Consider the following 12,829-nt stretch of genomic DNA (forward strand, 5'->3'; position numbering starts at 1 on the left):
GCCGCTCCCGCGGCTGCGCCGCCGGCTGCCGAGCCGCCCACCGCACCCCCGCCGGCTCCCGAGCCGCCGAGCGCGCCCCCGACCGCCTGAGGGGGACTAGCCCGCCGCGCTCGGCAGCGCCTCGTCGTCGGCGCTCAGCTTCTGGGCGATCCAGATCGGCAGGATCGAGAGCACGATCAGGGCGGCGGCGACGACGTTGACGATCGGCGCCTGGTTCGGCCGGAACATGTTGTCCAGGATCCAGATCGGCAACGTCTGACCGTTGCCGGCGGTGAACGTCGTCACGATGATCTCGTCGAAGCTGAGGGCGAAGGCGAGCAGGCCGCCGGCGAGCAGGGCCGAGCGCATCATCGGGAAGGTCACCCGCCGGAACGTCGTGAACGTCCCGGCGCCGAGGTCCATCGAAGCCTCCTCGAGGTTCCCGCCGACCCGGCGCAGCCGGGCGATGACGTTGTTGAACACCGTCACGATGCAGAACGTCGCGTGCGCGATCACGATCGTCGCGAAACCCAGGTTGATGCCGAGCATCGTCGTGAACGCGTTCTGCAGCGCGATACCGGTGACCACGCCGGGGAGTGCGATCGGCAGGATGATCAGGAGCGAGACCGAGTCCCGGCCGAAGAACTTGTAGCGCTGCAGCGCCAGCGCCGCCATCGTCCCCAGCGTCAGCGAGATCACCGTGGCGATCGCCGCGATCTTCAGCGAGAGGACGAGCGCGTCCCGGGCGCCGACGCTGTGCCACGCGGCCTGCCACCACTCGGTGGTGAAGCCGGCCGGGGGCCACGCGAAGGTCTTCGAGGTGTTGAAGGAGTTGATCACCACGATCGCCAGCGGGGTGTAGACGACGATCAGCGCCAGGACGGTGCAGACCGCCAGGAAGATCTTGGTGCCGCGCGAGATCGTCACAGGTTCTCCAGGGCTCCGGCCCGGCGCACCAGCGCCAGGTAGACGAGCATGATCGCCACCGGGATCATCGCCACCGCCGCGGCGAACGGCAGGTTGTTCGCGACCAGGGCGCTGTCGTACACGACGTTGCCGATCATCTGGTTGGTGCCGCCGACGATCTTCACGCAGATGTAGTCGCCCAGGGTCAGCGAGAAGGTGAACAGCGAGCCGGCGACCGCGGCCGGCCACAGCAGCGGCAGGATCACCCGGCGCAGTGTCAGACCGAAGGACCCGCCCAGGTCGGCCGACGCCTCCAGGAGCGAGTTCGGCACCCGCTCCAGGCCGGCGTACATCGGCAGGATCATGTACGGCAGCCACAGGTAGGCCAGCGTCACCACGGTCGCGGTCAGGCCGTAGCCGGGGGAGGAGAGCCCGAGCGGGTCGAGCACCCAGGCGATCGGACCGCTCTCGGAGAACATCCCGCGCCAGGCGTACGCCTTGACCAGGTACGACGCCCACAACGGCATCAGCACCGCGATCACCAGCGCGCGCTGCAGCCGCCGGGAGGCGACCTTGGCCATGAACAGAGCGATCGGGAACGCGACGACGGCGTCGATGACGGTGACCGTGACCGCGATGAGCAGGGTCCGGACCGTGATCGTCCGGTAGACCGGGATGCTGAACAGGTCCTGGAAGTTCTGCAGGCTCCAGACCTTCTCGATCTCCCCGGTGAAAGTGTTCGTGGTCCAGAACGCCGTGATGAACAGCGCGGCCAGCGCCGTCAGGTAGGCGACGCCGAGCCAGAGCATCGGCGGCCCGAGCAGCAGCGTCAGCCGCAGCCGGGGATGACGGTGCAGGACGCCCCCGCGCGTGGCGGTGGCGCCCTGCACCAGCGGATCCGTGGTCAGCGGGTCACCCCTTGATCTCGGTCCATGCCTGCGTCCAGCGGCTGTAGTCGGTGCACTTCACGTCGGTGCGGCCGTCCAGGCACTGGGCGATCGGCGTCGTCCAGTAGTGGATCTTGGCGGCGTAGTCGGCGTCCCCGGCGTGGTAGGTCTCGCAGAATCCCTTCGCCGCGACGTCGCACGCCTTCGGGTTGGAGGGGGACTCGCCGAAGTACTGCGCGACGGCCGCGTTCGCGTCCGGGCTGATGATGTAGTTCATCCAGGCGTAGGAGCAGTTCGGGCTCTTCGACTTGGTCGCGACCATCCAGGTGTCCGACCAGCCGGTGGATCCCTCGTCGGGCAGGATCGCCTCGACCGGGACCTTCTCGTCCTGGGCGGTGCTCGCGATGACCTGCCAGGTGGTGCCGATCACCGAGTCGCCGCTGGTGAACGCGGAGATCTCCTTGAGGTAGTCCGACCAGTACTCGCCGACGTGCTTGCGCTGGTCCTTGAGCACCTTGACCGCGGCGGCGAGCTGCTTGGCGTCGAGTGCGTACGGGTCCTTGATGCCCAGGTCCGGCTGCGTGTTCATCAGGTAGAGCGCCGCGTCCGCGATGTAGATCGGGGAGTCGTAGGCGGTCACCTTGCCGGAGTACGTGCTCGCGTCGGAGAACACCGAGCTCCAGCTCGTCGGAGCCGGCTTCACGGTGTCCTTGCGCCACATCAGCAGGTTGGCGCCGTAGCCGTGCGGGATGCCGTACATCTGGCCGCGCACCGAGTTCCACGGCTGGTTCTTGAGGAAGCTGTAGACGTCGGCGTAGTTCGGGATCAGGTCGGTGTTGACCGGGGCCACGGTGCCCGAGGCGATCAGGCGCAGCGAGGCGTCGCCGGAGGCCGAGACCACGTCGTACTGGCCGGTCTTCATCAGCTGCACGGCCTCGTCGGAGGTGCCGAAAGTCTTCACCTTCACGTCGCAGCCGGTCTGCTTCTCGAACGGCGTCACCCAGTCGACCTTCGGGTCGTTGCTGCCGTCCTCGGCGTAGCCGGGCCAGGCCAGCACGCTGACCGAGCTCTCGTTGCTGCCGAGCGCCTTCAGCGCCTTGAGGTCGGGGACCTTGAACTCGCCCGAGGCAGTGGATCCGCCGCCGTCGCTGGAGCCGCAGCCGGCCAGAGCGGCGACCAGCGCGACGGCGGCGGCGGCTCCGAGCAGGCTGCGTGTGCGGGTGGATGGGTGCTTCATGCGGACTCCTCTGTGGGTGGGGCGGGTGCGGTGTCAGCTTGCGGGTCAGCTTGCGGGTCGGTGTCGGGCAGCTCGATGACGTGCTCGGGGAGCCACGCGAGCCGGATCCGCTCGCCGCGGCTGCCGAGCTCGTCGTCGTGGTGGAGGTTCTGCCGCTGGACCGTCAGCGACGGGCGGCTGCCGTCCTCGCCCGGCGGTGCGTCCAGGTCGACCACGTAGTGGTTCGACGAGCCGAGGTACACGACCTCGCGCACGGTGCCCTCGACCGTGGTCGCGCCCTCGGGCACCGAGCTCACGTGGATCTTCTCCGGGCGGATGCTGAAGGTGCCGTCGCGGCCGATGACGGCCAGGGCGGCCGCGCCGGTGAGCAGGTTGGAGGTGCCGACGAAGCCCGCGACGAACGGGCTCTGCGGCGACTCGTACAGCGCCCGCGGGTCGGCGACCTGCTGGATCCGGCCGTCGTTGAAGACGGCGATCCGGTCGCTGAGCGTGAGCGCCTCCTCCTGGTCGTGGGTGACGAAGACGAAGGTGATGCCGACGTCGCGCTGGATCTGCTTGAGCTCGATCTGCATCTCCCGGCGGAGCTTGAGGTCGAGCGCGCCGAGCGGTTCGTCGAGGAGCAGCACCTTGGGCCGGTTCACCAGGGCCCGGGCCAGGGCGACGCGCTGTCGCTGGCCGCCGGACAGCTGGCCGGGGCGCCGGTCGCCGTGGCTGCCGAGCCGGACGCTCTCCAGGGCCTCGCCGGCTCGTCGGCGGCGCTCGGCCTTGGGCACCTTCTTGACCCGCAGGCCGTACTCGACGTTCTCCAGCACGTTCATGTGCGGGAACAGGGCGTAGTCCTGGAAGACGGTGTTCACGTCCCGCGCGAACGGCGGCTGGTCGGTGACGTCGACGCCGGCGAGCTCGATCCGTCCCGAGGTGGGCTGCTCGAATCCGGCGATCATCCGCAGCACGGTCGTCTTGCCGGAGCCCGAGGGGCCGAGCATGGAGAAGAACTCCCCGTCCGACAGGTCGAGGGTCACGCCGTCGACCGCGCGCACGGATCCGAAGGACTTTGCCAGATTCGTCAACCGGATCGACGGCGTAGCCGCACTTTCACGCATGAATCAGAAGGTAGGGCCGTTCTGGGGGCGCCACAAGCACCGAGACCCAACGGTGACCCGGATGTCGGGCCCTGAGGAGGGCGCCCACCGCGCGCCCCGCCACCCCCGTACCCTTCTCGGGTGTCCGACCCCGCCCCCACCGTGCGCGACGTCCTGGCCTCCGCGGTCGCCGCGGTCGGCGGCCAGGAGCGGCCCGGCCAGGTCGCGATGGCCGAGGCCGTGACCGCCGCGATGGAGTCCGGGCAGCACCTGCTGGTCCAGGCCGGGACCGGCACCGGCAAGTCGCTCGGCTACCTGGTGCCGGCGCTGCTGCACCGTGACCGCGTCGTGGTCGCCACCGCGACCCTCGCCCTCCAGCACCAGCTCGTCGAGCGGGACATCCCGGCGCTGGTCGCCGCCGCCGCGGACGTGCTGCACACCGACGCGACGTACGCCGTCCTCAAGGGCCGGTCGAACTACGCCTGCCTGCACCGGGTCCGCGAGGGTGTCCCGGACGACCAGGGGACCTTGGTGGACCTCCCCGAGGGTTCCCTCGGCGCCGAGGTGGTGGCGCTGCGGGAGTGGGTCGAGGAGCAGGCCTCCGACGGCGGCAGCGGCGAGCGCGACCACGCTCCGCGGCACACCGACCGGGTCTGGCGCCAGGTGAGCGTGAGCCACCGCGAGTGTCTCGGCGCCTCGAAGTGCCCGTTCGGCACCGAGTGCTTCGCCGAGCGGGCCCGCGACAAGGCCGCGCGCTCCCAGCTCGTGGTCACGAACCACTCGCTGCTCGCCATCGACGCCATCGAGGGCGTCCCGATGATCCCCGACTACGACGTCGTGGTGATCGACGAGGCGCACGAGCTCACCGCCCGGGTGACCCAGGCCGCGACCGACGAGCTCTCCCCGGGCGAGGTGGAGCGGGTCGCCCGCCGCTCGCAGCGGCACGTGGACTCCGAGGCGGACGACCTGGGCGACGCCGGGGAGGCGCTGCGGGACGCGATCGACGGCGCTCCCGGCGGGCGCCTGGAGGCGGTCCCGGCCGACCTCGCCGACGCCCTGGTGCTGGTTCGCGACGCCGCGCGCGCGCTGGTGAGCGCGTTCCCCAAGGACACGGGTGACGACGCCGGGGTCACCCAGGCCAAGGGCTGGGCCCAGGACCTGTTCAAGACCGCGGAGCGGATGGCCGCCGGCTCCGAGTACGACGTCCTCTGGGTCGCCGAGCGGGAGCTCAAGCGCGGCGGGAACCAGCTCTGCGTCGCCCCGCTGGAGGTGGCCGGCCCGCTGCGCGACAAGCTCCTCGCCGAGAAGACCGTCGTCTTCACCTCGGCCACCCTCAAGCTCGGCGGCGACTTCGCGACCGTGGCCGGCTCGCTCGGGCTGCCCCGGGAGGCCGAAGGGGGTTCGTGGCAGGGCGTCGACGTCGGGTCGCCGTTCGACTACGCCCAGCAGTCGATCCTGTACGTCGCCAAGCACCTGCCGCAGCCGGGGCGCGACGGCCTCCAGGCGGCTCAGCTCGACGAGATCGTCGGCCTGATCGACGCCGCCGAGGGCCGCACGCTGGGCCTCTTCTCCAGCCGCCGCGCGGCCGAGGCCGCGGCGGAGGCGGTCCGGGAGCGGCTGCCGCACCTGACCACGCTCTGCCAGGGCGACGCCCAGCTGCCCGAGCTGTCCCGGCAGTTCGTCGAGGACCCGCACACCAACCTGTTCGGCACCCTGAGCCTGTGGCAGGGTCTCGACGTCCCGGGGGACACCTGCCAGCTCGTCCTCATCGACCGGATCCCGTTCCCGCGGCCGGACGACCCGCTGATGTCGGCCCGCCAGCGCGCCGCGGACAAGGCGGGGGCCAACGGCTTCATGTCGGTGGCCGCCACCCACGCGGCGCTGCTGCTCGCCCAGGGCGCCGGCCGGCTGATCCGGACCACCAGCGACAAGGGTGTCGTCGCGGTGCTGGACCCGCGGCTGGTCACCGCCCGCTACGGCGGGTTCCTGCGCGCGAGCCTGCCGCCGATGTGGATGACGACCGACCCCGAGGTGGTCCGCAAGGCGCTCGCCCGGCTCGCGTCCACCACCGCTGGTTGAGGAAGGCGCTCTGGCGCCTGTCTCGAAACCTTGAGCACCCGAGGCGGTGGCCGTCCGGGCGCTACCGCGCCCGGACGACCCCCGAGAGCCGGGACCCGGCGGAGGAACCCGCGCGGTTGATCGCGATGACCTGGAACCGGTAGCGGCCGGCCGGCAGCTTCATCGTGTAGCTCCGGGTGCCCGTGCCGAGGACCCGCGAGATCGACGTGCGGGTGACCCGGCCGGCGGAGCCGATCCGGAGAGCGCGGACCCGGTAGCCGGTGACGGTMGCGCCGCCGTTGCTGGCCGGGGCGGCCCACCGGGCGACGGCGTTGACCGGGTGGCCGGAGCGGCCGGAGGCGGCGCGGCCGATCCGCGGCGCCGACGGCGCGCGCACCACGGTCACCGGGGTCGACGTCGGCACGATGGTCGGCGGCCTGGGTTGCGCCGGGGCGTCCGGGCAGCCGTTGACGGTGAGCTGGTAGACGCCGACGCTGCCGTAGTCGGAGTAGCCGGTGGAGAGGGAGCTGCCGCGGCCGACGCCGTCGACCGTCACGTAGTAGGTGCCCGCGGTGGCCCCGGTGACCTTCGCGCTGGCGTTGAGCCCGGTCGGGAGGTGCGGCCAGGAGCCGTCCTGGCCGGAGGCGGGGTCGTCGGTGGCCAGCGTGAGGCCGAGCGGACTGAGTACCTTGACCCGCAGGTCGACGGACTGGGCCTCGCCGATGCCGGTGGCGGTCGCGGTGATGTCGCCGGTGCAGGGGCGCGTCACCTCGAAGACGTCCTGGTCGGTGCGGGTGCCGATCACGCCGTTGGCGACGTAGGAGGAGTAGGTGCCCAGGTCGGTCGCCGAGAGCGTGCTGTCGCTGTGGTCGTCGGCGCGGAGCAGGCTCGGCGAGCCGTTGCTCGCGATGACGGCGAGGTCGTCCTGGGGGTTGTTGGCGCCGGCGTAGTCGCCGATGCTCCACTGGCCGACCGCGTTGACGCCGCTGCCCATGATCGGGAACCAGTTGCCCTGGCCCTCGTAGTAGGACGAGCCGCCGATCACGCCGTCGTGGTTCAGGCCGAGGGTGTGCCCGACCTCGTGCGCGGCGGTGTGCGCGGTGAGGGCGGCCTTGTCCCAGGTCTTGGAGGTGAAGACCCAGGCCGGCTCGAGCCCGCTGGCGTTGTCGCTGGTGGAGTCGAAGCCGCCGACGACGGCGATGCCGGAGCAGTTGCCGCCGCAGGCCTGGCCGACCGCGGCCGCGGAGTCGGTGAAGACGACGTGGTCCCCGTAGGTCTGGTCCGTGGCACCGGCCCGGTTGTACGCCGCCACGCCGGGGTCCTGGGTGGTGACGTCGACGTCGAACGGCGCGAACTTCTCCGCGACCATCCGCCAGACGTTCTGGATGTAGGTCTGCTCGGCGCTGCTGAACGACGCGCTGCCGTCCATGCTCCAGCCCTCGAAGGTGCCGGCCGTCATCGAGGACTGCGCGACCCAGAAGCTGGTCGACGGCAGGGTGTAGCCGTCGAAGTCCAGGTAGATCGTGTGCGTGGAGCCGGGCAGGCTGTGCAGCGCGAAGGTCTGGGAGAGCGCGAACGGCGCGGTCAGCATCGCGGAGGTCGTGCTGGGGGCCGCCTCGGTGCGGGTGGCGGCCTCGTCGACGTAGTAGAGGCTGCCGTCGCGGGCGACCCAGGCGGTGGGGTCCTCGGTGAGGACCGAGGCGAGCTTGGTGCTGGACATCTCGTTGCCGGCGGCGGCGGTGGMGAGCCGGTCGCCGAGGGCGGCGACGGCGGCGTGGCCGCGGGCGGGGCGGTCGAGGAGCTGGGGGCGGTGCGCGGACCCGGGGCCGGGTCGCGCCGCTTCGGCGGGCGCGTGGAGGGCCGCGGTCGCCAGCGTCAGCGCTGCGACCGGGACCAGGAGGGTGCGGAGTGGGAGAGGCACCCCGCTAGTCTGCGCAAAACGGACATAAAGGGCAAGAAGTGCGAAAGTGGCATTTTGTGCATTTCAGATTTGTGCAGCGAACGCCCTCGCGATCTCGGACCCCAGGTGCGCGTTGTTCTTCACCAGGGCGATGTTCGCGGTCAGGGAGTCGCCGCCGGTGATCTCGACGATCCGGCCGAGCAGGTACGGCGTGGTGTCCTTGCCGGTCACGCCGAGCCGTTCGCAGTCGGCCAGGGCCTGCTCGATGATCGCGTCGATCCGCTCGTGCGGGATCTCGTCGGACTCCGGGATCGGGTTCGCCACGCTCACCCCGCCCGCGATGCCGAGGTCGTCCTTCGCCTTCATCAGCGCCGCGATCTCCTCCGCGGAGTCCACCCGCAGCGGGACGGCGTACCCGCTGGTGCGGGTGTAGAACGCCGGGAAGTCGTCGGTGCGGTACCCCAGCACCGGCACGCCGAGGGTCTCCATCCGCTCCAGGGTCAGGCCGATGTCGAGGATCGACTTCACCCCGGCCGAGATCACCGTCACCGGGGTCAGCGCCAGCTCGGTGAGGTCGGCGCTCTCGTCGAAGCTGCTGGTGGCGCCGCGGTGCACGCCGCCCAGGCCGCCGGTGGTGAAGACCCGGATCCCGGCCAGCGCGGCCAGCCGCATCGTCGCCGCGACGGTGGTCGCGCCGTGCTCGCGGCGGGCGACGACGTACGGCAGGTCGCGGATCGAGACCTTCCGGATCCTGTGCTCGCTTCCGGGGGCCTCGCCGGACCCGAGCAGCTCCAGCCCGGCGTCGTCCAGCCCGATCCGGGGCACCCCGTCCAGCACCGCGATCGTCGCCGGGGTGACGTCGTGGGAGCGGATGATCTCCTCGACCTCGCGGGCCATCGCCACGTTGTCCGGGTAGGGCATCCCGTGGCTGATGATCGTGCTCTCCAGCGCGACCACCGGCCGGCCCCCGTCCAGCGCGTCGCGCACCTCCTCGGTCATCCGCAGCTCGATCATCCGGCGGTCCTCCGCTCGCTCAGGGTGCTGGYGACCAGCGCCTCGGTCAGGTCCGGGTGCACCGCACTGGCGCACCCGACGGTCAGCCACGCGGCCGCGGTCGCGAACCAGGCCGCGTCCACGACGCTGCTGTCCGGATCCGCCCGCAGCCGGTGCACGTACGCCGCCAGCATCGCGTCCCCGGCGCCGGTGACGTCGACCACCGGGGCCGGCGGCAGCGCCACCGTGACCGGGTCCTGCCCGGCCCGGTGCAGCGTGCTCCCGTCCGGGCCGGCCCGCAGCCACAGCACCCGGACGCCGGCGTCGTGGGCGCGGGCGATCGCCGCGTCCTGGTCGTCGGTGCCCGCCCAGGCGGCGAGCTCGGCGGCGTTCGGGGTGAACGTGTGCAGGTGGGTCACCGCGCCGGCCAGCCGGGCCGCCTTGGCGACGCCGACCGGGTCCAGCGCGACCGGGACCCCGGCCGCCGCGGCCAGGCCCAGGCAGTGCGCCACCGTCCCGGTGCGCAGGTTGCCGTCGAGCACGAGCCAGGACGCCCCGTCGAGCAGGTCGGCGTCGAGATCGTCGGGAGAGACGGAGTCGGTGGCGGCCATGTCGGCGACGCCGACGACCAGGCTGCCGTCCGCGTCCAGGGTGGCCGTGTAGGTACCGGTCGCCAGGTCCGTACGGCGCCGTACCCGGGAGGCGTCCACGCCGAGGTCGGCCAGCCCGCCCAGCAGCAGGTCGCCGGCGTGGTCGCAGCCGACCGCGCCGGCCAGCCGGACCGGGCTGCCCAGTCGGGCCAGGTTCTCGGCGACGTTGCGTCCGACCCCGCCCGGCGCGGTCACGGTGCGCCCGGGGTTGCTCGTCGCCGGGACGACGGGCTCCAGCACGCGCGCGAGGGTGTCCAGGTTGATGCCCCCGACCACCACCACCTCGCTCACCCGAGCAGGCTACCCAGGCGCCTCCCCAGGCGCCGTCCCTAGCCGGTCGCGGTCGCCGCGCCGTACCGCTCCCGGGTCGCCAGCGCCCAGGCGCTGACCGGCTTGAGCGCGGCCGCGGCGCCGAGGATCAGGCCGCCCATCACGAACCAGCCCGGCCGGCCCCACTCGATGCAGAGCACCGTGATCATGGTCGGCGCGACCACATTGGCCAGGCTGAAGCCGAGCCCGGCGAAGCCCTGGTACTGGCCCTGCCGCTCGGTCGGTGCGAGCCCCATCGAGACGCCCCACTGGCCGCCGCTGGTGATCATCTCGCCGACGACGTGCACCGACGATCCGACGATGAGCAGCGCCACCGCGACGACCTGTCCGGGTCCGTCGGAGAGCGCGATCACCGCGAACCCGGCGGCGATCCAGACCCCGCCGCGCACCATCGCCGCGGCGGCGCTGGTCACGTCGTCGGCGCCACGGGCGAGCCGGACCTGGAAGAGGGCGACCGAGACGGTGTTGAGGACCAGCAGAACCGCGACCATCGAGGTCGGGGCCGTGGTGTGCTCACTGATCCAGAGCGGGATGCCGACCTCCATCACGATGAAGTGCATCGCGACGATGCCGGACAGGGCGGTCGCGACGACGTACGGGGTGTCGCGGAGGACGCCGAGCCGCGGCTCGCCCTCGGTGCGCGGGCTCGGCGCCAGGTGGGGCAGCAGCGAGAAGAGCAGGCCGGTGCCGATCGTGCAGACCGCGTCGAGGACGAAGACCGACTTGTAGGCCCAGCCGGTGTCGACCGCCAGTGCGAGACCGCCGAGCAGCGCGCCGAGCGCCATCGACACGTTGGTGACCGCGCGCAGGTACGCCTTGAAGAGGACGCCCTGCCCGCCGGTCGCGATCCGGGCGATGTAGCCGTTGCGGACCGCGTTGCCGCCGGCCTCCATCCCGGTCGTGTACGCCATCACCGCGACCAGGCCCCAGAACTGGTCGACGAACAGCAGGCCCAGCGAGCCGAATCCGGCCAGGACCGTGAACAGCCGCATCACCTCGCGCGGGCCGCGGACGTCGCCGAGGTGGCCGACGGGGACCTGGGAGAACATCCCGACCAGGGCCCCGGCGCTCAGCGCCAGGCCGACCTGGGCCGGTTCCAGGCCGACGATCCGGGTGAAGTAGAGCGCGAACGTGGTGACCAGCGCGCCGCTGCCGCCCCGGCTGACCAGCGTCCCGACGGCGAGGATCCTCAAGTTCGGGTCGGTCGGGATGCCGTGCCTGGTCAGCGGCTGCACGTTCAAGAAAGATGCTCCTGCGGGTCGGGCGAACCCCCGCAATCTACGTCGCCGGCACGACCGCGGGCACGTGGATTTTCGCCCCGGGCCCCTGTGTCGAGAACGCGACGAGGGCCGGTGGGGGAAGCTCCACCGGCCCTCGTACCCGCCCTCAGACCTTCCGCAGCACCGCCGTGACGATGCCGAGGATGGAGGCGTTGTTGCCGTCGATCGGCTCGTACGCCGGGTTGTGCGGCATGAGCCAGACCTGGCCGTCCTTGCGCTTGAACGTCTTCACGGTGGCCTCGCCGTCGAGCAGCGCGGCCACGATGTCGCCGTTCTCCGCGGTCTGCGCCTGCCGGACCACGACGTAGTCGCCGTTGCAGATCGCGGCGTCGATCATCGAGTCACCGGCGACCTCGAGCATGAACAGGGTGCCCTCGCCGACCAGCGTCTTCGGCAGCGGGAAGATCTCCTCGACGCGCTCCTCGGCGAGGATCGGGCCACCGGCGGCGATCCGGCCCACCAGCGGCACGTGCGTGGCGTCCGGGACGGCGTCGCCGATGCCGGTGACGTCGATGTCGGAGTCGTCCGCGCTGGAGATCGCCTTGCGGGCCGCCATCAGCTCGGGGAGGAAGACCTCCAGGGCGCGCGGCCGGTTGGGGTCGCGGCGGATGAAGCCCTTCTGCTCCAGGACCCGCAGCTGGTGGGCGACGCTGGAGGAGCTGGCCAGACCGACCAGCTCGCCGATCTCGCGGATGCTCGGCGGATAGCCGCGCTGCTCGATCGCGTCGCGCAGCACCGCGAGGATCCGCTTCTGTCGCGGGGTGAGGCCGGTCGCGTCCGGCGGAGCGTCGGGGAGCTCGCTCACCGAGCCCAGGCCGCCACCGCGGGTCTCGCTGCCGCTGTCGGTTCCGCTCTCGGGTCCGCTCTCGTCAGTCGCCATAGAGGGACCGTAGACCCAACCGGGGGCCGAGTTCAAACACATGTTCGAACGGGCGTGTCGCCCACGACCCGACACGCTGTTCGAACATATGTTCTTGACACCGTTCGAACACCTGCTCTAACTTCGTACACGTGTTCGATCGAACGTCTGGTCGAGCGGCGCCGACAGAGATTGTCGGTGGCTCTCGATAGACATCGCTCGACAACGAGAAGGGGTCACACAACCTTCCCGGTCCCGCATCAACAGGAGATGGGGCCGGGGCTTCCCCAGGAGGTAGGACCATGAGCACGCTGAGCATTTCCCCCGCATTCGTCTCCGGCCCGGCCATCGCGCCGCGCCTCGCGCGCACGTCGACGGTGAAGCTGACCCGTCGCGGCCGGATCGTGGTCCTCCTGACCTTCCTGGCGTGCGCGTTCGCGGTGATGGTCGCCTTCGGCGGCTGGGCGACCGCGACCCACGACTCCGGGACGCAGGAGTCGGTCCGGGTCGTCGAGGTCGAGCCCGGCGACACCCTCTACGACATCGCCGGCCGGATCGCCGAGCCCGGCAAGGTCCGCGAGATGGTCCACCACATCCAGCAGCTGAACTCGCTGCCCAGCGCCGGCCTCCAGGTCGGCCAGAAGATCGCCGTGCCGATCTCCTGAACC

At 71.6% G+C, this 12,829-nt stretch carries 11 protein-coding genes; 2 read left to right on the forward strand and 9 right to left on the reverse strand.

What is annotated here, in order from left to right; all coding sequences use genetic code 11:
* Positions 1-96: 96 nt before the first annotated feature.
* Genes AB4Y76_RS04160 through AB4Y76_RS04175 form a run of 4 tightly spaced genes read right to left on the reverse strand, consistent with a single transcriptional unit; the run spans position 97 to position 4,112 of the window.
* Positions 97-906 carry an ABC transporter permease gene (locus tag AB4Y76_RS04160; RefSeq protein ID WP_441922431.1) on the reverse strand — a complete coding sequence of 270 codons (810 nt, stop codon included), beginning with the start codon at positions 904-906 and terminating at the stop codon, positions 97-99.
* Positions 903-1,775, reverse strand: coding sequence for an ABC transporter permease (locus AB4Y76_RS04165; protein WP_441922433.1), 873 nt, complete (start codon positions 1,773-1,775; stop codon positions 903-905). The genes AB4Y76_RS04160 and AB4Y76_RS04165 overlap by 4 nt, the downstream gene beginning before the upstream one ends.
* Positions 1,776-1,797: 22 nt before the next feature.
* The gene (locus tag AB4Y76_RS04170) at positions 1,798-3,009 is read right to left on the reverse strand and encodes an ABC transporter substrate-binding protein (protein WP_441922435.1); all 1,212 of its coding nucleotides are present in this window, start codon (positions 3,007-3,009) and stop codon (positions 1,798-1,800) included.
* On the reverse strand, positions 3,006-4,112 hold the full coding sequence (locus AB4Y76_RS04175) for an ABC transporter ATP-binding protein (protein WP_441922437.1): 1,107 nt from the start codon (positions 4,110-4,112) through the stop codon (positions 3,006-3,008). Before AB4Y76_RS04175 ends, AB4Y76_RS04170 begins: the two co-directional genes overlap by 4 nt.
* Positions 4,113-4,232: 120 nt before the next feature.
* On the opposite strand from AB4Y76_RS04175, the gene AB4Y76_RS04180 reads away from it, so the two are divergent.
* The gene (locus AB4Y76_RS04180; RefSeq protein WP_441922439.1) at positions 4,233-6,170 is read left to right on the forward strand and encodes an ATP-dependent DNA helicase; all 1,938 of its coding nucleotides are present in this window, start codon (positions 4,233-4,235) and stop codon (positions 6,168-6,170) included.
* A 61-nt stretch (positions 6,171-6,231) separates the two neighbouring features.
* Here AB4Y76_RS04180 and AB4Y76_RS04185 read toward each other — a convergent pair whose 3' ends face one another.
* From AB4Y76_RS04185 to lexA, 5 genes are all read right to left on the reverse strand, one after another.
* Entirely contained in the window at positions 6,232-8,070 is a 1,839-nt protein-coding gene (locus AB4Y76_RS04185; RefSeq protein WP_441922441.1) for a zinc-dependent metalloprotease family protein, read from the reverse strand.
* A 63-nt stretch (positions 8,071-8,133) separates the two neighbouring features.
* A complete protein-coding gene (locus tag AB4Y76_RS04190) occupies positions 8,134-9,063 on the reverse strand; it encodes a pseudouridine-5'-phosphate glycosidase (RefSeq protein WP_441922443.1) in 930 nt (309 codons plus the stop codon).
* Positions 9,060-9,983 carry a PfkB family carbohydrate kinase gene (locus AB4Y76_RS04195; RefSeq protein WP_441922445.1) on the reverse strand — a complete coding sequence of 308 codons (924 nt, stop codon included), beginning with the start codon at positions 9,981-9,983 and terminating at the stop codon, positions 9,060-9,062. Before AB4Y76_RS04195 ends, AB4Y76_RS04190 begins: the two co-directional genes overlap by 4 nt.
* 38 nt (positions 9,984-10,021) lie before the next feature.
* A complete protein-coding gene (locus AB4Y76_RS04200) occupies positions 10,022-11,257 on the reverse strand; it encodes an MFS transporter (protein ID WP_441922890.1) in 1,236 nt (411 codons plus the stop codon).
* Between the two features lie 151 nt (positions 11,258-11,408).
* Complete coding sequence (lexA, locus tag AB4Y76_RS04205) at positions 11,409-12,182, reverse strand: transcriptional repressor LexA (RefSeq protein ID WP_441922447.1); 774 nt, start codon at positions 12,180-12,182, stop codon at positions 11,409-11,411.
* Between the two features lie 281 nt (positions 12,183-12,463).
* Here lexA and AB4Y76_RS04210 point away from each other — a divergent pair, with 281 nt between their 5' ends.
* Entirely contained in the window at positions 12,464-12,826 is a 363-nt protein-coding gene (locus AB4Y76_RS04210) for a LysM peptidoglycan-binding domain-containing protein (protein WP_441922449.1), read from the forward strand.
* Positions 12,827-12,829: the final 3 nt, after the last annotated feature.

Origin of the sequence: Marmoricola sp. RAF53, from assembly GCF_052114005.1 — a bacterium.
Classification (GTDB): domain Bacteria; phylum Actinomycetota; class Actinomycetes; order Propionibacteriales; family Nocardioidaceae; genus Marmoricola.

Bases quoted from the DNA above. Each gene is read 5' to 3' on its own strand.
- AB4Y76_RS04175 (WP_441922437.1), bottom strand. From the start codon at position 4,112: ATGCGTGAAAGTGCGGCTACGCCGTCGATCCGGTTGACGAATCTGGCA.
- AB4Y76_RS04210 (WP_441922449.1), top strand. From the start codon at position 12,464: ATGAGCACGCTGAGCATTTCCCCCGCATTCGTCTCCGGCCCGGCCATC.
- lexA (WP_441922447.1), bottom strand. From the start codon at position 12,182: ATGGCGACTGACGAGAGCGGACCCGAGAGCGGAACCGACAGCGGCAGC.
- AB4Y76_RS04190 (WP_441922443.1), bottom strand. From the start codon at position 9,063: ATGATCGAGCTGCGGATGACCGAGGAGGTGCGCGACGCGCTGGACGGG.
- AB4Y76_RS04170 (WP_441922435.1), bottom strand. From the start codon at position 3,009: ATGAAGCACCCATCCACCCGCACACGCAGCCTGCTCGGAGCCGCCGCC.